At 34.5% G+C, this 20,161-nt stretch carries 21 protein-coding genes; 20 read left to right on the forward strand and 1 reads right to left on the reverse strand.

Features of this window, described 5'->3' with window-relative positions:
- The first annotated feature begins 93 nt into the window (after positions 1–93).
- Genes D8M03_RS10225 through D8M03_RS10240 form a run of 4 tightly spaced genes read left to right on the forward strand, consistent with a single transcriptional unit; the run spans position 94 to position 3,658 of the window.
- Entirely contained in the window at positions 94–1,053 is a 960-nt protein-coding gene (locus tag D8M03_RS10225; RefSeq protein ID WP_121214677.1) for a YncE family protein, read from the forward strand.
- Complete coding sequence (locus D8M03_RS10230; protein ID WP_121214678.1) at positions 1,050–1,742, forward strand: response regulator transcription factor; 693 nt, start codon at positions 1,050–1,052, stop codon at positions 1,740–1,742. Before D8M03_RS10225 ends, D8M03_RS10230 begins: the two co-directional genes overlap by 4 nt.
- Entirely contained in the window at positions 1,739–3,124 is a 1,386-nt protein-coding gene (locus tag D8M03_RS10235; protein ID WP_121214679.1) for a sensor histidine kinase, read from the forward strand. The genes D8M03_RS10230 and D8M03_RS10235 overlap by 4 nt, the downstream gene beginning before the upstream one ends.
- Before the next feature lie 3 nt (positions 3,125–3,127).
- Positions 3,128–3,658, forward strand: coding sequence for a FixH family protein (locus D8M03_RS10240; RefSeq protein WP_121214680.1), 531 nt, complete (start codon positions 3,128–3,130; stop codon positions 3,656–3,658).
- A 104-nt stretch (positions 3,659–3,762) separates the two neighbouring features.
- On the opposite strand, the gene yhfH is transcribed toward D8M03_RS10240, so the two are convergent.
- On the reverse strand, positions 3,763–3,888 hold the full coding sequence (gene yhfH, locus D8M03_RS10245; protein ID WP_097074188.1) for a protein YhfH: 126 nt from the start codon (positions 3,886–3,888) through the stop codon (positions 3,763–3,765).
- Between the two features lie 139 nt (positions 3,889–4,027).
- Between yhfH and D8M03_RS10250 the strand changes: the two genes are divergently transcribed.
- The 16 genes from D8M03_RS10250 (at position 4,028) to hisG (ending at position 20,153) form a co-directional block, all read left to right on the forward strand.
- Complete coding sequence (locus D8M03_RS10250; RefSeq protein ID WP_121214681.1) at positions 4,028–5,020, forward strand: lipoate--protein ligase; 993 nt, start codon at positions 4,028–4,030, stop codon at positions 5,018–5,020.
- Positions 5,021–5,313: 293 nt separating this feature from the next.
- Complete coding sequence (locus tag D8M03_RS10255) at positions 5,314–6,018, forward strand: response regulator transcription factor (RefSeq protein WP_121214682.1); 705 nt, start codon at positions 5,314–5,316, stop codon at positions 6,016–6,018.
- The gene (locus D8M03_RS10260; protein WP_121214683.1) at positions 6,019–6,996 is read left to right on the forward strand and encodes a sensor histidine kinase; all 978 of its coding nucleotides are present in this window, start codon (positions 6,019–6,021) and stop codon (positions 6,994–6,996) included.
- Between the two features lie 14 nt (positions 6,997–7,010).
- A complete protein-coding gene (locus tag D8M03_RS10265; RefSeq protein ID WP_121214684.1) occupies positions 7,011–7,787 on the forward strand; it encodes an ABC transporter ATP-binding protein in 777 nt (258 codons plus the stop codon).
- Entirely contained in the window at positions 7,759–9,690 is a 1,932-nt protein-coding gene (locus D8M03_RS10270) for an ABC transporter permease (RefSeq protein WP_121214685.1), read from the forward strand. The genes D8M03_RS10265 and D8M03_RS10270 overlap by 29 nt, the downstream gene beginning before the upstream one ends.
- A 188-nt stretch (positions 9,691–9,878) precedes the next feature.
- Complete coding sequence (locus D8M03_RS10275; protein ID WP_121214686.1) at positions 9,879–11,429, forward strand: fatty acid--CoA ligase family protein; 1,551 nt, start codon at positions 9,879–9,881, stop codon at positions 11,427–11,429.
- Between the two features lie 227 nt (positions 11,430–11,656).
- Entirely contained in the window at positions 11,657–12,118 is a 462-nt protein-coding gene (locus D8M03_RS10280; RefSeq protein WP_121214687.1) for an S-ribosylhomocysteine lyase, read from the forward strand.
- A gap of 194 nt (positions 12,119–12,312) precedes the next feature.
- A complete protein-coding gene (locus tag D8M03_RS10285; protein WP_121214707.1) occupies positions 12,313–13,542 on the forward strand; it encodes an EAL and HDOD domain-containing protein in 1,230 nt (409 codons plus the stop codon).
- Positions 13,543–13,639: 97 nt separating this feature from the next.
- A complete protein-coding gene (locus D8M03_RS10290; protein WP_121214688.1) occupies positions 13,640–14,506 on the forward strand; it encodes a YitT family protein in 867 nt (288 codons plus the stop codon).
- Positions 14,507–14,560: 54 nt separating this feature from the next.
- The gene (gene cccB / locus D8M03_RS10295) at positions 14,561–14,944 is read left to right on the forward strand and encodes a cytochrome c551 (protein WP_121214689.1); all 384 of its coding nucleotides are present in this window, start codon (positions 14,561–14,563) and stop codon (positions 14,942–14,944) included.
- A 140-nt stretch (positions 14,945–15,084) separates the two neighbouring features.
- Entirely contained in the window at positions 15,085–16,017 is a 933-nt protein-coding gene (hprK, locus tag D8M03_RS10300; protein WP_121214690.1) for an HPr(Ser) kinase/phosphatase, read from the forward strand.
- A 23-nt stretch (positions 16,018–16,040) separates the two neighbouring features.
- Complete coding sequence (gene lgt / locus D8M03_RS10305) at positions 16,041–16,895, forward strand: prolipoprotein diacylglyceryl transferase (RefSeq protein WP_121214691.1); 855 nt, start codon at positions 16,041–16,043, stop codon at positions 16,893–16,895.
- 14 nt (positions 16,896–16,909) lie between these two features.
- On the forward strand, positions 16,910–17,545 hold the full coding sequence (ppaX, locus tag D8M03_RS10310; protein ID WP_121214692.1) for a pyrophosphatase PpaX: 636 nt from the start codon (positions 16,910–16,912) through the stop codon (positions 17,543–17,545).
- Positions 17,546–17,549: 4 nt separating this feature from the next.
- Positions 17,550–18,065, forward strand: a complete 516-nt coding sequence (locus tag D8M03_RS10315) for an acyltransferase (protein WP_121214693.1) — start codon at positions 17,550–17,552, stop codon at positions 18,063–18,065.
- 301 nt (positions 18,066–18,366) lie between these two features.
- Positions 18,367–19,530: an ATP phosphoribosyltransferase regulatory subunit gene (locus D8M03_RS10320; RefSeq protein ID WP_121214694.1), complete on the forward strand. Its 1,164-nt coding sequence runs from the start codon at positions 18,367–18,369 to the stop codon at positions 19,528–19,530.
- Positions 19,530–20,153 carry an ATP phosphoribosyltransferase gene (gene hisG, locus D8M03_RS10325; protein WP_121214695.1) on the forward strand — a complete coding sequence of 208 codons (624 nt, stop codon included), beginning with the start codon at positions 19,530–19,532 and terminating at the stop codon, positions 20,151–20,153. The genes D8M03_RS10320 and hisG overlap by 1 nt, the downstream gene beginning before the upstream one ends.
- Positions 20,154–20,161 lie beyond the last annotated feature (8 nt).

Below are 20,161 nucleotides of genomic sequence, written 5' to 3' on the forward strand. Positions count from 1 at the left end.
TGTCTCAAAATGACTTTTCAGACACCCCCTTGTCGAATTTATTTCATTCAAACTTCACAAATGTAAAGTAATATATTTCTAGAGGTGATGGACATGATGAAAGATGCAAGGCTCTCGTTCATGCTTTTATTTCTTTTCTTTTTAGCAGGTTGTAATGAGCAAGCATTTACGAAGATTAATCCACATCAATCTTTCGTAGCGTCAGTCAATATTTTAGAACCATCAATCCTCTTCTATGATGGAACAGAGGAAATCGCTAAATGGGAATTTGATAAAGCATATACTGGTGCATCCCTCATAAAAAAGGACCGAATCTTACTATATGGTCATCAATTAGATGAGGCAGATCTTTACGAATTGTCTTCCGGAAGAAAAATTCAAACCATAAAGACTGGTATTGGCACCACGAACGCTTATTATGATGAAGAACAGGAAAAAATCTATTTAACAAATAGCAAAACAAATTCCATATATAGCTACGACGATCAAGGGAAAATGTTGAAAGAGCTAAAATTAAGAAATTATCCGATGTCCATGACTTCTTATGATGGAAAATTATATGTTGTCAATTACAAAGATACTATCCTATCTGTTATTGATATGGATACCTTTGTAGTAGAAGCGGAGTGGGAAATTGAAAAGTCTTCTAATGGCATTATTATTATCCCAGAAGAGGGAGTAGCTTGGGTTGGTGGACATGGAGAAGGAAGTAAATCAAATCAAGCAATAGATGTTTACAATTTACAATCAGGTGAACTACAAAGTGAAATTAACGTTTCCTTAATGCCAGTTGGTTTTTCTCGAAATGATGATACAATTTTTGTTGTAAATCACGGATCGAATGAATTATTTGCATTTAATCTCCAAGGTGACAGGCTTTGGAATATTGAAGTAGGCGCAAATCCCTTTGTTGTGACGACTTATAAAAATTACCAAGTTGTTGCGGGATACGATGATCACAAACTTTATTTTATTGAAGATCAAAAAATTCAAAAGGCGATTGAGACAAATCAAGGGCCATTTCAGTTATTAGTGAGGGAGGTCGTGAAGTGACTACAGTGTTAATCGTAGATGATGAATTAGAAATGCGCAATTTAATAGAAGTCATGTTATCAAATTCAAACATTAACACATTCGCGGTTTCTAATGGTGAAGAGGCTTATCAATATATTAATCAATATGATATTGATCTCATTTTGTTAGATGTAATGATGCCAGGAGAAGATGGTTTTACAGTATGCAAAAGAATTAGGGAAATTTCTTCTATCCCAATTATCTTTTTAACAGCTCGAGATGCCAATGAAGATAAAGTAAAAGGATTAACAATTGGCGGTGATGACTATATGGTTAAACCTTTTACAGCCAGTGAGTTAGTTGCGCGCATCCATGCAGTTTTACGAAGAACAGGAAATCATATTGAACCTACTAATTATAAATACATCCAATATGGACTCATTAAATTAGACGAAATTGCTAGAAAAGTATATGTTGGCAGCGAGAACGTGCCATTAACTTTAAAAGAATACGAATTGCTCCATTTATTTATGTTAAATCCCAAAACCGTTTACTCCCGGGAACAATTGTTAGAGCGTATTTGGGATATCGATTATGCAGGTGGGACAAGAACTGTAGATACACATATTAAAACATTAAGGCTAAAGTTAGCGAAACATTCGAAGGAAGCAAGCGAATATGTCCAAACGGTTTGGGGTATTGGATATCGCTTTGAGAAAAACAAATGAAAAAGCTCTCTACTAAAATTTGGGGTTTAATCGTTTTATTTCTGCTCGTTACCATTACATTCATGTATGTATTAACGGAATATTTATACGAACAACTATATGTTGAAGATACTGAAACAACGATGATTGAAGTTGGTGAAAAGCTGCTTACAAAATATAAAGGTGGTAAAGTAACAGATCAATTCATTGAAGAGGTTGAAGAGTTTAATACATATTCCAATTTTGATGTGTTTGCAGTTCGTAATCCGAGAGAATTAAGTGCATGTGTTCCGTTTGAAATCGACTATGATGCCTTAATTGGTCCGAATGAACGTAAAGAATTGTTACTTGGTAATGCTGTTACCAAAATAGGATATGAAGAACGATTTGAACGTCAAATCATTTCGGTAATTATGCCTTTAACCGATCAAAATCGATTAGAAGGTATCATTTATCTGTATTATCCATTAGCTAAGATTAGTGAACTCGCAAATAAAGATGTGTTTATGATTATTGGATGTGCCATCATTTTTTCAGCACTGTTAGGATTTTTTGTTTATGAAGGAATTCGTCATATCATGCGACCTTTGAATGATTTGCAACAGGCTGTAGAAAAAATGTCTGATGGTCATTACGAAACCCGTGTTACTGTTACTTCAAAGGATGAAATTGGGAAACTTTCTGAAGCATTTAATGAAATGGCGGCAAGCATTGAACGGGAAGATGAAGCACAAAAAAACTTTTTAGCAACGGTATCCCATGAATTGCGAACGCCCATTAGCTATATGAAAGGATATAGTGAAGCGATTCTCCAAAATTTCATTGATGGAAAAGAGAAAGAAGAAGCCATTTCACTAATAGCTCGGGAAGCTAATCGAATGGAAAGGCTAACGAATGAATTACTGGAATTAGCAAGAACGTCTAACGAACAAAAATTTGAATTGTACCCGATTGTGTTAGCTGAAACAATACGTGATGCGATTAGCTTGTTAGAGCAAAAATCAGTAGAAAAAAATATTGAAATCACTACTTCCTTTGATGAAGAAATCATTGTTGAAGGTCATGAAGAAAAGTTGAAACAGATTTTTATTAATACAATTGAAAATGCAATTCGTTATTCTAATAATGATTCAACGATTTCCATTTTGACTAAAATAGTGAAGGGCAATGCCATCATTGAAATTATTGATAGAGGCATTGGAATTCCTGAAAAAGATTTACCTCATATAACAGAACGTTTTTATCGAGTAAATAAAGCGAGAAGTCGTTCTGATGGGGGAAGTGGTTTAGGTTTATCAATTGTTGATCAGCTCGTTAAGCAACATCAAGGAAGTATCAAAATAAAAAGTGAATTAGGGAAAGGTACAACTGTATCAATTTCAATCCCACTGATGGAGGAATAGAACATGAAAAAATGGTTATTTAGTATGGTTGCAGTACCTGTATTATTAATGGGATGCTCATCAAACGACAAAGAAGTCGATACAAATGATGAACCGGTAGACGTAGAAGCGCTCGAGGTAAAAGTGCATATTTTAACACCTGAAGAAGTAGCGGTAAATGAACCAGTAGAACTTGCTGCACATGTTACACAAAATAATGAAAATGTGGATGATGCAGAATCTGTTAAGTTTGAAGTATGGGAATCAGGATATCGAGATAATGGTCAAATGATAGATGGTAAACTAGATGGTGATGGTGTTTATAAAGCAGAAATTACCTTTGACCATGATGGTGTGTACTATATGTTTGCACATACAACAGCAAGAGGTTTACACGTGATGCCAAAACAGCAACTGATTGTTGGAAACCCTGATATGAGTAAAGTAAAAGAAGATAATAGCAGTGACTCAATGGAAATGGAAATGGACCATGATACAACAGAGGAACATGGTGAAACAGAACATAGTAGTACAGAAGAACAACACAATCATTAAAAAATACCCCCACAAGTGAGCGATTCTTGTGGGGGTTAATTATTTAAGCGATTTACTTTTAGGTTCAAAAACAAATAGGGATTTACATTAATATAAGCGATTTATTAAAGAGTATTACATTTGTCGCAAGTGCTGCTGTAGCATTCGCTTTGTTCTTCGATTTTTTCACCACACTGTACGCAAACTTTATCTGGTAAGTTTTTGAAAAATTCAACAACGTTTTCTAACATAATATTCTCCTCCTTTTTGGACAATCTGTTATATCACTGTTTTCTTATTTAGAATTGTACTATAACAGTTTGCGTTAGTCAACACCAATTTCAAAAAATAATGTAAAATAAAAAATGAAAAATTAAGGGAGTGAAAAACATGTATTTTATTGATAATAAAGGAATTACAGACCCACGCATTAACTTAGCGATTGAAGAATACGTATTAAAACACATGGATATTGAAAAAGATGATTACCTTCTGTTCTATATCAACCAGCCATCCATCATTATTGGAAAGAATCAAAATACAATTGAAGAAATTAACACAGATTATGTTGAAGATAAGGGAATCATTGTCGTGCGCCGTTTATCTGGTGGCGGAGCAGTATATCATGACTTGAACAATTTAAACTTCAGCTTTTTAACAAAGGATGATGGGGACAGTTTTCATAACTATAAAAAATTCACACAGCCTGTAGTAGATGCATTGAAAAAACTTGGTGTGGATGCGGAATTGTCAGGAAGAAATGATATTTTAGCAGAAGGACGCAAAGTTTCTGGAAATGCACAATATGCAACAAGAGGACGTATGTTCAGTCACGGAACATTATTGTTCAAGACAGACATTGATGCGGTTGCCTCTGCATTAAAAGTGAAAAAGGATAAAATAGAATCAAAGGGAATTAAGTCTGTACGTTCTCGTGTTGGAAATATCTCAGATTTCTTAAAGGAACCAATGACTGTAGAAGAGTTTCGTATGGAAATTTTAAAATCGATTTTCGGTGGCGAGGAAAATATTCAATATTATGAATTAACCGAAGAAGATTGGGAGAAAATCTATACACTTTCTAAGGAACGTTACCAAACTTGGGAATGGAACTACGGAAAATCACCACGCTTCAATATTCAAAAAACACACCGCTTCCCATCTGGTGGAATTGATATTCGCTTAGAAGTAAATAAAGGCATTATTGAAGAAGCAAAGATTTTCGGAGATTTCTTTGGTGTTGGAGATGTAGAAGAAATTGAAAAACTTCTAATCGGTGTAAGATATGATCGAAGCGAAATTGCAAAAGCCATTGAGGAAGTAGACATTCCACATTACTTTGGTGGAATTACGAAAGAGGATTTCTTACAGTTGATATATTAATATTTATTGGTTTAGAGCACGGCGCAGCTACTTAAGTACATAAAGATTTTTGTAATTGTTGCTTTGCTTTCGTGGAGAAAAAACAACCCTCTCAAATGTGATAGCTATTTTGTGTTTTTCGAAATCGCTATCGGACTAATAAAGTTTTTTTACACCTGCCGCTTACGCTAACTGCGCAGAAAAAGGCATCGCCTCAATCATGTGAGACGATGCCTTTTTTGGTACAATTAAATTATATTAAATTAAATAAAACATAACCCTTAAAGATTAGGAAGTTGGAGGAGGGATGTATTGTGGAGAAGCATCGAATTTTTATTGTTGAGGATGATGTGAAGATAGCTTCACTTTTAGCGGATACGTTGAGGAAGTACCAGTATGATGTGGAAATTGTACAAAACTTTGAGGAGATTGTTGAAGAGTGTTTAGCGTTTAATCCTCATATTGTGTTGCTTGATATAAATTTACCATCCTATGACGGATACTATTGGTGTCGTCAGTTAAGACAGCATACTAAATGTCCGATTATTTTTATTTCTGCTCGTTCCGGGGAAATGGACCAGATTTTTGCGCTGGAAAACGGTGGTGATGATTTTATTACTAAGCCGTTTAACTATGAGATTGTTCTAGCCAAAATTAAAAGCCATCTAAGACGTACTTATGGTGAATATTCAGCGAGGCAGGAAGAACGAACAGTGAAGCTTGGGCAACTTACTCTTTATTTGGAACGAATGGAATTGGTCATAAAAGATGAGGTAATTCCTCTCCAAAAGAAAGAGTGTATTATTTTGGATTTATTAATGGGACAAGCACCTAAAGTTGTAACACGTGAAAAACTGTTGGAAGAGCTTTGGGACGATCAAGCATTCGTTGATGAAAATACATTGAATGTAAATATGACGAGGGTACGAAAAAAATTAGTAGATTATGGCGTGCAGTCAGTTATTGAGACAGTGCGCGGTGCAGGATATCGATTTGTTTTAAGCGCGGAGGAAATGTAGATGGGATTGAAAATATTTATAAAGGAACATCTATCATTTATAATTTTTGAAATTATCCTCGTGCTATTTATTCTCCTCTTATTTTATTTAGATGGATTTAGAAACATTGATACAGCTATTTATACTATATCGATTAGTCTTATACTGATCATTTCGTTTTTAGGAGTGCGCTATTTTTTAAGACAAAGTTATTTGAATAAGATTACGCAATTGCCAACATCAATGGAAGATGCTTTGCAAAAAAATGCCAAGACCGTTGAATATATTGAAACAGAACGTTATTTACATGAGTTGTACCGAGTATATCAACAAGAAGTACAAGCTTTGTATGCAACGCAAAATCGCCAAGATAAGTTTTTAAATCAATGGATCCATCAAATGAAGACACCTGTTGCCGTACTGGAATTATTATTACAAGAAGAAGGACCACTTGATCCGACAAGTGTACAAGAAGAAGTGGATCGAATTAAAAGAGGTCTAGAAATTGTATTAATGAATGCGCGTCTTGAAAAATTTGAAGAAGATATGCAAGTGGAACAGGTATCATTAAAGGATATTGTGACCGCAACAATAAATGAAAATAAACGTTTATTTATTACAAATCGTGTGTTTCCACAAATTGATATTGACCAAAGTATTGTTGTCGCTAGTGATTCAAAATGGTTGAAATTTGTATTAGGCCAATTTATTACAAACGCAGTAAAGTATACGTTTGAACCGAATAAAAAAATCTATGTTGAAGCAAAACACACAGATTCCCATATCCAATTAATTGTTCAAGATGAAGGAATTGGAATCCCAAAATCCGATTTAACAAGAGTAACAAAAGCATTTTTTACTGGTGAAAATGGACGGAAAACTGGGGAATCAACAGGTATGGGGTTGTACCTAGCGAAGGAAATTTGTGAAAAGCTTGGACATGAATTAACGATTGAATCAGAAGTTGGGGTAGGGACAACGATTACACTTACATTTTAGAAGAGGGAGTACATATGCCAATACTACAAGTAAAAGATGTAACCAAAGTATATGAAGGAAAAGTAACGAATCGTGCAATCAATCAACTTAGTTTTGAGGTTGCAAAGGGTGAGTTCCTTGCGGTAATGGGTCCTTCTGGTAGTGGTAAAACAACGCTATTAAATTTAATTTCTACAATTGATAAACCAACATCTGGTGAAATCATATTTAACTACATAAAACCACAGAATTTAAATAAAACAGAACTTGCCTTTTTTAGAAGAAGAGAATTAGGTTTTATTTTTCAAGATTTCAACTTACTCCCGATGTTAACAGTTGAGGAAAATATCGTTTTACCATTAACGTTGGACAATCAACCCGTTGAAGTAATGGAAGAGCGATTAAATACATTAGTAGAAAGTTTAGATTTGAAATCATTTTTATATAAAAGACCGAATGAAATTTCAGGGGGACAAGCACAAAGAGTAGCTATTGCTCGTGCACTAATACATCGACCAACAATTATATTAGCCGATGAGCCAACAGGAAATTTAGATTCAAATAATTCCCGTGAAGTACTTGAATTGTTAAGCAAAATTAATAAAGAAAGAAAAACAACAATTGTAATGGTAACCCATGATCCGATAGCAGCCAGTTTTTGTGACCGTGTGTTATTTATTAAAGACGGTGAGTTTTTTAACGAAATTTATCGGGATGACAGACGCCAAACATTCTTCCAACGCATTCTAAATGTACTTAGTCTTTTAGGAGGGGGACAAGTAGGTGACCTTTCATCAATTCGCTTACCGTAACGTCATTCGCAATCTTCGCATCTATGCGGCGTTCTTTATGGCTAGCTTTTTTTCTGTTTTTGTTTTCTTTATTTATTCAATGCTCATGTTTCACCCAAAAATTGACCGTGGCTTTTTAGGCAATGTACCAATACTTTGGATGGTTGTTGCAGAAATCATATTAGTTTTATTTACATGGTTTTTCATCTTTTACTCCATGAAAGCTTTTTTGGAAGCAAGGTCAAAAGAGTTCGGTATATTGTTACATTTAGGAATGGAACGAAGACAGCTTAGTAAGCTTGTCTTTTTAGAAACAATCATTATCGGTGTCATGTCCATTGTGTTAGGAATCATATTTGGTTACTCATTTTCAAAATTTTTCTTTATGATTGTTCGAGAAATTTTAATGCTAGATGAATTGCCTCTCTACCTTTCATGGGAACCATTTGTTTTAACTTTCGCTGTTTATTTAAGCGCATTTATCGTCATTTCAATGGTTAGTGTCCACTTCTCTCCGCAGAGAAAAATTATTGATTTGATGCAAGGGCCAAAAGGTGGTAACTATACTGTAACTTATACGAAAACAAGGACTCTACTTGGAATTGTCCTTATCTTGTTAGGCTATTGGCTATCGATAGTGATGACGAGAACAAGTCTTTACTCCTTCTCAATACTGATACCGATATTAATTACCTTTGGAACGTTTTATTTCTTCTCGGATTCAACGCAATATATTGTTGAAAGTTTAAAGAAGAAAAAAATCGTCTATTGGAAAAATTCTAGAATGCTACCTTTAGCAGAGCAAACCTTTATTTTAAAAAATAACGGGAAGATGTTCTTTGTTGTAACAATGGTTTCGACTCTTGCGTTTTTATCAGTCGGTTTACTATCTACTCTTTCTTCTTATACATCTCAATACGATAAATTGAATCCTTTGGGGTTAATTTATAAAGGGCATATAGATAATCCCTATGAAGGAACTCATGTTTCCACACTTGTTTCACAATTGGAAGAGAGAGGTTTATCGTATCATCTCACTAGATTTACGGTAAAAAAACAAACATCCTCTTATACGCAATATGAAGTGGAAGTGTTTAGGGAGTCGGACATTAATAGTTTGCTGTTTTCTTATGGCTATCCGATGGTACGTTTATCTGAAGGAGAAGGGATGTTTATTCCTTATACAGAGGAGTCTATTAAGAAGTTAAGTAAGAGAACGATTGAAACAGTATTAGTGGAAAATAATATTCCAATAAAAATTGATCAAGTTTACCCGAAACTTATTTTCCCTGGCTCAATTGTTAGTTTGAATTCAATCATTATAAGTGATGAAGATTTTGCTAAGTTGGTAAATCCATATAAAGGTTATCCAAATGTAGAACCGGGGTATCACCTATTTACGTTTGATATTCCTCAATGGATTGAAACGACGGATATTGGTTTGTCTATCCAACAAAACGTTTCGGCTGAATATTTAAAAGACGAGTATTTATTACCATATTATTTTGAAAATGCTGGTCTAAATTATTCTTATATATTATCGACATACTCATTATTCACTTTAGTAGGTCTTTTAGTTGCGGCTGTCTTTTTACTTGCAGCAGGTAGTTTTATTTATTTTAAACTACATACGAACTTAGAAAATGAAAAACGTAAATTTGATGCGTTAAAACGAATGGGTATCTCTGACAATGAATTGAAAAGTCTTGTAACAAAACATCTATTCCCACAGTTTTTCTTACCGTGGGGTGTGGCGCTAAGTCACAGTTTGTTTGCATTTATCGCTATTCAAAAAGTATTAAAGAATGTGGCAAATATATCCATAGTAAAAGAATTAATCTTTGCTCTTTTATTCCTAGTACTGATACAAGTTATCTATTTTTATTTGATAAGATGGCGATATATTGCCCACGTCCGAGATTAAGAAAAATGCATGTGAAATAGAATAATATTTCATTTTCTTAGGAAAATGTGTAATAAAATACAAAAATTCATTGTTTTATTAATATATCTAATTTATAATGATTAGAAAATGAATACTTATTCATTTCATACTACATAGTAGCTTATTGGGGCTAGTTATGTTGAAAACATGCAAAGGGGATGGGTGTTTTGAATTTAGTTGAAAGAGTTCGTCAAACAGCGATTGAACAACCAGGAAAAGTTGCATATCACTTTTTAGGTCGTGATACTTCATATGGTGAGTTCGAACAGCAAGTCAGTCTATTTGCATCTGCATTACAAGATCTAGGGGTAGAAAAAGGGGATCATGTAGCGTTTTTACTTGGTAATTCACCGCACTTTCTTATTTCGCTTTATGCAACAATGAGAATTGGCGCAACGGCGATACCTGTGAATCCAATGTATACACCGGATGAGATTTCATACATCATCCAAAATGGTGATGTAAAACTAGTAATTGCTTTAGATATGTTACTACCATTAGTGGAATTAGGGGTAAAGGCTTTCCCACAGGTAGATAAGTATATTATTTGTGAAACAATGCCAGATATTAAAGAGAAATTAGCATCATTGAGCGATGCAGCAAAAGATAAAGTACAACTATTTTCAAAACTTCTTTCGTCAACAACAACAATAGTGGATCCAATGCCTTTAAATGATGAGGATGTAGCAATTATTTTATATACTTCTGGGACAACTGGTTACCCAAAAGGCGCTATGTTAACTCATCGAAATTTATATTCAAATGCGCGGGATGTTAGTGAGTATTTAACAATAAATACAGACGACCGTGTAATTGCGACATTACCTGTATTCCATGTTTTTGCATTAACCGTTGTAGTAAATGCGCCTTTATTAAAAGGAGCAACCGTTTTACTTGCACCAAGATTTAGCCCACAAGAAATATATGAACTTGCTGGTAGTCAAAAAGCTACTGTTTTTGCAGGGGTTCCAACAATGTATAATTTCCTTTATCAACACGAAGGAGATATCAGTAACTTCTCGAGCTTAAGATTAGCCATTTCAGGTGGGGCTCCTTTACCTGTACAAGTCCTTTATGATTTTGAGAAGAAATTTAATGTTAGAGTTTCAGAAGGGTATGGTTTATCGGAAGCTTCACCGGTTACTTGTTTTAACCCATTAGACCGTGAACGAAAAGCGGGCTCTATTGGCACATCCATTGTTAATGTAGAAAACAAAGTAGTGGATGTAAACGGAAATGAAGTACCTATCGGAGAAGTAGGGGAACTCATTGTACGTGGGCCTAACGTGATGAAGGGCTATTACAAAATGCCAGAAGAAACAGAAAATGCTATTCGAGATGGCTGGCTTTATACTGGGGATTTAGCGAAACAAGATGAAGATGGCTATTTCTATATAGTAGATCGTAAAAAAGATATGATCATTGTTGGTGGATTTAACGTTTATCCAAGGGAAGTAGAGGAAGTATTATTCTCTCATCCAAAAGTGATTGAAGCAGCGGTTGTTGGATTCCCAGATCCGAACCTTGGAGAAGCGGTTTGTGCGTTTGTTGTGTTAAAGGATAATACAATTTCAGCAGATGACCTGCGAGAGTATTGTGCACAACATATCGTAAAATATAAAGTTCCAAAAGTCATTGAAATCTTGGACGAGTTACCGAAAAACTCTACAGGAAAAATACTTCGCAGATCTTTAAAAGAAATGCCGATTACTAATTAATGTTTTAGGGGTGTCCAAAAAGTAAAAATTTTTTGGACACCCCTTTCTTACTTGATAATTATTACTTACGAAATATTGTTCCTGCGGTGGTTGTCACCATCCTCGTCACAAAGGGGATGTCTCAAATGACTTTTCAGACATCCCCTTTCCAAAGTGACAGAAACGAAAGTAAGCTGTAAAATAGGTAAGGATGAAATAGTGAACACCTAGAGAGTGAGGGTATAACAATGACAAAAATGAATGTTGAAAGTTTCAACTTAGACCATACAAAAGTTGCAGCACCATATGTAAGACTTGCAGGAATTAAAGAAGGTAAAAATGGAGATGTCGTTCATAAATACGATGTTCGTTTTAAACAGCCGAACAAAGAACATATGAAAATGGATGCTCTACATTCAATTGAACATCTAATGGCAGAAAATATCCGTAACCATACTGACCATGTTGTTGATATGAGTCCTATGGGGTGTCAAACAGGTTTTTATCTAACAATGATAAACCATGACAACTATGAAGAAGTGCTAACAATTTTAGAAAAAACGTTACAAGATGTGCTTGAAGCAACAGAAGTTCCTGCATGTAATGAAGTACAATGCGGTTGGGCTGCTAACCATAGCTTAGAAGGTGCAAAAGAGTTAGCAAAAGAAATGTTAGAAAAACGCAATGAATGGTCAACAATTTTCGCGTAATCGTACACAGAGACTGTCGAATGGGCAGTCTCTTTTTCATTGAAATAATTTATGAAAATCAAAGAGAATAATAAATTGTTGAAAACGCCTTCACAAAATATTAAGGAATTTCTAGTAAACTATTGGTTTTTTTGGAAGGAGATATATAATCATAGTATAATTACTATAGATAAACTATGAACGGGGAATGTCGAGTGGATGTTTTTATTGGAAGACAACCGATATTTAATATAGATGAAGAAGTTGTGGCATATGAGCTTTTATATCGTAACCAGAATATAAACGCCTTTCCAAATACAGCACCTGATGCAGCAACAGTGGATGTATTAGTTAATTACTTTTTATCCATGGGCATTAAAGAAGTGACAAAGGGGAAGCCTGGATTTATTAACTTTACAGAAAATCTATTAATGAGTAATGTAATAGAATTTATCAATCCTTCAAAAATTGTTATTGAGATTTTAGAAAATGTTCCAATTACAAAAGAACTGGTAGATCGGGTAATCGAATTAAAAGAAATAGGCTTTAAAATAGCTTTAGATGATTTTGTTCTTAATAAAGATGTAGTACATTACGATGAAATATTTGAACATACTGACTATATTAAAGTTGACTTTTTATCAACTCCATTATTAGAACGAATGGAAATTGAAAATCGAATTAAACAATCTTATCCACATATTCAATTATTAGCAGAAAAAGTTGAAACAAGAAATCAATTTGATGTTGCCAAACATTCAGGGTATTCATTATTCCAGGGCTACTTTTTTGAACAACCACAAATTATTAAATCAACAGATATTCCATTAAATACACTACAATATTTCCAAGTGATTTCTTTATTGAAGGATGAAGAACCTGATATAAACTTAATTGCAGAAAATATTGAGAGAGATATTTCTTTATCTTATAAACTTTTACAAATAATTAATGAAACAAACAAGCGACAAAAATCCAAAGTTCGATCAATTAAGCAGGCAATTTTATTATTAGGTTTAACAGAATTACGAAAATTAATCTACCTACTAGCAATGCGTGAAGGGGAATTGAAAAATCATACGGATGTATTTAATGAGCTTGTGAGGACTTCTTTATTAAGAGCGAAAATTTGTGAGCTACTGGCGAAAAATAATAGACAAGAAAATTATTCCGAATATTTTTTAGTAGGCTTGTTTTCACTTATTGATAGTCTATTGAAAAGACCAATGGATGTTATTTTAGAAAAGCTACCATTTTCAGATGAAGTAGCAGATACCATTAGTGGTGTTGAAACAGAAATGACACCTTATTTGGAGCTTAGCATCGCTTTAAGTAAAATGGATTGGGATAATATCGAACGATTAAAACCTCAACTCGGTGTAGACAATGAAAAAACCGAAGCAATCTATAATGAAGCAGCTATTTGGACAGAAAAATCAATGTAAAGGCAAAGGGTTAAAACCTTTTGTCTTTTCTTTTTTTATAGGGCTTTGTTATAATCTTCGACAGATATTATACAAAAATAGGTATGTGGGGAAAAATATGAGTAAAAAAAACGAGAATAAAGTATTAGATTTTACAAAGAATACAATACAGGAATACTTTTATGTACTTCTTGGAGCAGCGGTCATTGCGTTTGGATTTAATGCATTCCTTTTTCCTAACCAAGTAGCTTCCGGAGGCGTTAGTGGAATAAGTACTATTCTAAATGGTCTTTTTGGATGGAATGCAGGGATTGTTCAATACGCATTTAATATACCGTTATTTATTGCAGGTGTTCTAATATTAGGAAAAAAATTTGGTCTTAAATCTTTTATCGGTACATTAGCTTTACCGTTTTTTGTTCTGTTAACAGAAAATATAGATCCATGGACAGATACTCCGTTATTGGCTGCACTATTTGGAGGAATAATTGTTGGATTAGGTATTGGGTTAGTATTTAAAGGGAACGCTTCTACTGGCGGAACCGATTTGCTAGCTCAAATCATTACAAAATATACCGGTCTTACATTAGGAACAAGTGTACTCTTAATAGACGGAATCATTGCAATAAGTGCTGCCTTAGTATTTGACTTAGAAAAAGGATTATATGCCTTAGTTGGTTTATTTGTAACAACGAAAACCATTGATATCGTTCAATTAGGTTTCAGTCAATCCAAAATGGTATATATCATCTCTAGTAAAGAAACTGAATTACGAGATGCCATTTATAAGGAAATCGATCGTGGAGTTACAAAGCTCCCGGTCTTTGGAGGTTATACTGGAAAAGAACGTACAATGTTAATGGTTGTTGTCTATCAAACCGAATTCACAAAGCTGAAACAAATCATCAAATCCGTTGATACATCAGCGTTTGTTATCGTTTCAGACGCTTATGAAGTCATTGGTGAAGGTTTCAAGCGAGTATAATTTTGTTATAATAGGTAATGTAATCCACACAAATGAAATCTGGAGGGGTTCTCATTGAAAAAATCATTATTAGCACTAGTATTCGGCTCTGCAATCTTTTTAGCTGCGTGTGGTGGCGGTGACGATGAAGCAACAAACGACACAAACACAGGTACAAATGATACTGAAACTGAACAAACTACCGATACAGGAAATGACACTGGAACAGATACAGCTTCTGCTAAAGGCGAAGATATTGTAAAAAGCAATTGTACAACTTGCCATGGTGGAAACTTAGAAGGTATGGGTAGTACTCCTTCATTAGCTGATGTTGGAAGCCGTTTATCTGAAGAAGAAATTTTAAACGTTATCTTAAACGGTCGTGGTGGTATGCCAGCTAATTTAATTCAAGGTGAAGATGCTGAAGCAGCAGCTGCTTGGTTAGCACAACAAAAATAATAATGTAAATGTAACGAAGCCAGAAACACTACTGGCTTCGTTTTATTTTTTAAACAAACAGTACCTCATTTTAATACATTCGAACGGTAACATGTTAAAATAGTTACTAAATGTAAAATAAGGTAGGGGAGTATAAATATATGCAAGTCACAACAAAAGACGTAATCGAAAAATTTAATTTAACGTTAGTTAGTGGACATGATGGTGTTGGCCGTTATATTACAACAAGTGATATATCAAGACCGGGATTAGAAATGGCGGGCTACTTTACCCATTATCCAGCCAATCGCGTTCAATTAATTGGCAAAACTGAACTTTCGTTTTTTGAAATGCTCCCAACGGAATTAAAAAAAGAGCGTATGTTTAAGCTTTGTTCTCAAGATACTCCTGCCATTGTCGTATCTCGAAATTTAGATGTTCCAGAAGAATTAATTGTTGCTTCAAACGAAAATAATGTACCCGTGTTAACAACGACAATGCAAACAACAAGATTTTCAAGTAGATTGACAAATTTCCTTGAAAGTAAGCTTGCACCCGTTACTGCTGTTCATGGTGTACTAGTGGACGTATATGGTATTGGTGTTTTAATCATCGGAAAAAGTGGAGTAGGTAAAAGTGAGACTGCTCTTGAATTAGTCAAAAAAGGACATCGATTAGTCGCTGATGATTGTGTTGAAATTCGCCAAGAAGCGGAAAATTTATTAATTGGAAGTCCACCACCTTTATTAGAGCATTTACTAGAAATTCGAGGAATAGGCATTATTGATATTATGACTCTTTTCGGAGCAAGTGCAATAAGACCTTATAAACGTGTAACCCTTATTATTGAACTTGAAAACTGGAATCCAGATAAAACATATGATCGACTTGGACTCGATGAAGAGAAAATGAAAATTATTGATACGGAAATCACGAAATTAACGATTCCGGTGCAACCAGGTCGAAATGTATCAGTAATTATTGAGGTTGCGGCAATGAACTATCGACTCAAAAAAATGGGTGTGAATGCAGCTCAAGAATTTTCACGAAGATTGGATGAGGTAATTTCCATTCACGAGTTAGAGGATTACTAATATAGGTTTTGGAAGGAGTTATTATGGAGAATATTTTACTTGCAATTGATCCCGTTGCATTTTCTTTAGGACCAATCCAAGTACGTTGGTACGGAATTTTGATTGCGACAGGTATTGTGTTAGCCTATTTCGTTGGTCAAAGGGAGGCAGTGAAACGCGGTCTACCTGAAAACTTTTTAGCCGACATGTTAATTTGGGCAATTCCTATTTCGATACTATCTGCTCGCGCTTATTATGTGATTATGAAATGGGATTATTATTCAGCGAACCCGGGGAAAATCATTCAAATTTGGAATGGTGGAATTGCCATTCATGGAGCTTTAATCGGGGCTGTAATTACAGCTTACTTCTTTGCTCGTAGTCGAGGAGTTAGTTTCCTAAAAGTAGCTGATATTGCTGCACCAAGTATTTTAATTGGTCAAATTATTGGTCGCTGGGGCAACTTTATGAATCAGGAAGCTTTTGGTGGCTCTGTTACGCGAGAGTTTTTAGAAAACTTAATGTTACCAAACTGGATTATTGAACAAATGTATATTGAAGAATTAGGTACATATGTTCATCCAACTTTTTTATACGAATCATTATGGAACGTAATTGGATTAATTATTTTAATTTCCCTACGAAAAGTGAACTTACATCGAGGGGAAATATTCTTTACGTACATGATTTGGTATTCAATTGGACGCTTTTTCATCGAAGGAATGCGTACAGATAGCTTATATTTAATTGGTGAATTACGTTCGGCACAAGTCGTATCAATACTATCAATCATCATTGGTTTAGCAGCAATTATTTACAGAAGATGGAAAGTAAGACCGATTGTTCGATACCTTGATCAGGAGCAAACAAAAAAGAACAAGGTAAAGAAACAAAAATAGGGAAGTGATCATCAATGAAGGCATTACTCTTTGATTTCGATGGGACATTACTAGATACAAATGAGTTAATTATTCAAACTTTTATGCATGTTTTAGAGGAAAGATTTCCTGGGCAATATTCGCCAAAAGATTGCATGAAATTTATTGGACCGTCATTAAAAGAAACTTTTGAACAAATAACACCAAACGAAGTAACTGAAATGATTGAGAAATATCGACAATGGAACGCAGCTCACCATGATGAACTTGTAAAAGAATTTGATGGTGTACTTCCAACGTTAGAAAAGTTAAAAGAGCTTGGAATAAAGATGGCGATTGTCTCAACGAAAAGAAGCGATACGATTGAAAAAGGATTAGACCTTATGGGTGCTAAACACTTCTTTGAATTTTGGATTGGTATTGACCATGTACCGCATGTTAAACCACACCCTGAACCAGTTTTATTAGCCATTGAAAAATTAGGGGTAGATAAAGAACATGTCATTATGATTGGTGACAATTATCATGATATCGAAGCAGGAAAAAATGCGGGTGTGAAAACAGCCGGTGTTGCATGGGCGTTAAAAGGTGAAGAATTCTTAAGACAGTTTAACCCTGATTATATGCTGAATAATATGTCCGATTTATTAACGGTTGTGAAGGAGTTATAAATATATGAGGAAAACGGAGCGATATCCAGTACAAGGTGCAAACTCATTATGGAAAGTATATAAAACTGTTTCTTTTTGGAAAGTAGTTAAATGTTTCATTTTTATTCAAATAGGGCGAGTTACTCCATCTATGGCTTTAAAAAATTGGATTTATCGAACGTTTTTACATATGAAAATTGGTGAAAAAACTTCTTTAGCGTTAATGGTGATGCCGGATTCTATGTTTCCTGAAAGAATTTCGATAGGGAACAATTCAATTATTGGCTATAACACCACAATCCTTGCCCACGAATATTTAATAGATGAATATCGTTTGGGCGATGTGAAAATTGGCAGTGAAGTAATGATTGGCGCAAATTCAACCATTCTTCCAGGTGTAGAAATTGGGGACGGGGCAATCGTTTCTGCTGCAACCCTCGTTCATCGTGATGTTCCTGCAGGTAGTATGGTAGGAGGCAATCCGATGAAAATTATCTATACTGCGGAACAAATGGCAGAACGAAAAAGAAATAAAAAATAACGAATCGACTTAAGGACAAAGCAATTGTTCTTAAGTCTTTTTTTATTTTAAAGAGACTTCATTGTGTTCATTGTTCTATTAAAAATATCAGTCTATTAGGAATATTTTTTGTAGATTGTTTGAATTTTGAATCTTTTCTTTCAATAAAAGGTATAATTGAGTTTGAATAAAGTAAGACCGTCAATTGTAAATAAGTACATAATCATTGACGAATAGATGAGGATTGGTTAAAATTACTTTCATATACTAATTCTCTAGTACTCTAGTACGTTAAAGTAAAAATGGTAGGATGTGGATTTTGATGTCTTCGTTAAAAATGTTTGAAAAACCACTTGGGATGCGTGATACATTCCCAGTAATATATGAAAAAATCGAAACGGTTCGACAAACTGGACGTGAATTTTTGCGTGCGCGTGGATATGACTTTATTGAAACGCCAAGCTTAGAATATTTTGATACAGTTGGTAAAGCATCTGCAATTAGTGATGCATCTCTTTTTAAATTAGTAGATAGTCAAGGAAACACCCTTGTACTTCGACCAGATATGACAACACCAATTGCGCGTGTTGCAACATCTAAATTATTAAAGGAAAAAATTCCTTTACGTCTTGCATACTTTGCTAACGTGTTCCGTGCACAACAAACTGAGGGTGGCCGACCAGCTGAGTTTGGACAAATGGGCATTGAAATTATTGGTGATAGTACGGTCTTTGCTGATGCAGAAGTCATTATCACTGCAATTCGTTTAATTCAAGCATTCGGAATTGAATCATTTAAAATTACGATTGGACATGCAGGTGTACTAAACTGCATTTTAAAAGATTATACAGAAAGCGATGAACAAGCTAGTACATTACGAAAACTACTAGTGGATCGAAATTACGTAGGATTTGAAGAAGCGGTAGAGACATTCCATTTACCGAAAACAAAATCAGATGCATTGCTACAATTTATTAATGAAGCAACAACTTTTGCATCGATTGAAGAAATTGAAAAATATGTACGTAAAAATGATGCGTTAGAATATATGCAACAATTAGTGGAGTTAATTAATGCAGCAGATTTATCTGAATATGTAGCACTTGATTTTACCCTTTCAAGCCATATGAACTATTACACTGGAATGTTGTTTGAAGTGTTTGCTGACGGAAGCGGTTTTGAATTAGGAAACGGTGGACGTTATGACGGTTTACTTCACCATTTTGGAAGTGAAGTAGGGGCAACTGGATTCGGTATTCGTGTTGATCGTTTATTAGAGGTTCTTCCTTCACAAGAAGCTGAAGATGTAACAGTTGCGGTAATTTTCAATGACTTAGAGTATATGAAGGCTCTACAAGTTGCAAATCGTTTACGTGAAGAAGGAAAACGCGTTACGTTGCAATCGAAAAAAGGATTAATTAATGAAGAAGCATTTACGAAACAATTCGATCAGGTTGTTTATGTTAGCCAGGAGGATTTAGCATAATGGATGAATTAACTATTGCAATGCCAAAAGGGCGAATTTTTGAAGAAGCATATCAAATGTTAATCGATGTAGGGTTTAATTTACCAGAAGAAGTAGAAATGTCTCGTAAATTAATGATTGAAATCCCTGAAGAGAAAATTCGATTCATTTTGGCAAAACCAACAGACGTACCAGTATACGTAGAACATGGTGTAGCAGACATCGGAATTGCTGGGAAAGACACTCTATTAGAACAAAAAAGAAATGTTCATGAATTACTAGATTTAAAAATTAGCCAATGTTATATCGCATCGGCTGGATTACCAAATACAAAAATGAACGAGATTGCTCCACGTATCGCGACAAAATATCCAAATATTGCGATGAACTATTATAAAGAAATTGGAGAACAAGTGGAAATCATTGAATTAAACGGTTCGATTGAATTAGCACCAATGATTGGTTTAGCAGATCGCATTGTCGATATTGTTTCAACTGGACGCACTCTAAAAGAAAATGGCCTTGTTGAATATGAACATATTACAGATGTTTCATCTCGATTAATTGCTAATCCTGTAAGCTACCGTATGAAAAGTGCGCGGATTCAAGAATTAGTAACTCGTTTAAAAAAATTTGTTAATTAGAGAGAAGG

Origin of the sequence: Ureibacillus endophyticus, assembly GCF_003628435.1 — a bacterium.
In the GTDB taxonomy this organism is placed as follows: domain Bacteria; phylum Bacillota; class Bacilli; order Bacillales_A; family Planococcaceae; genus Ureibacillus; species Ureibacillus endophyticus.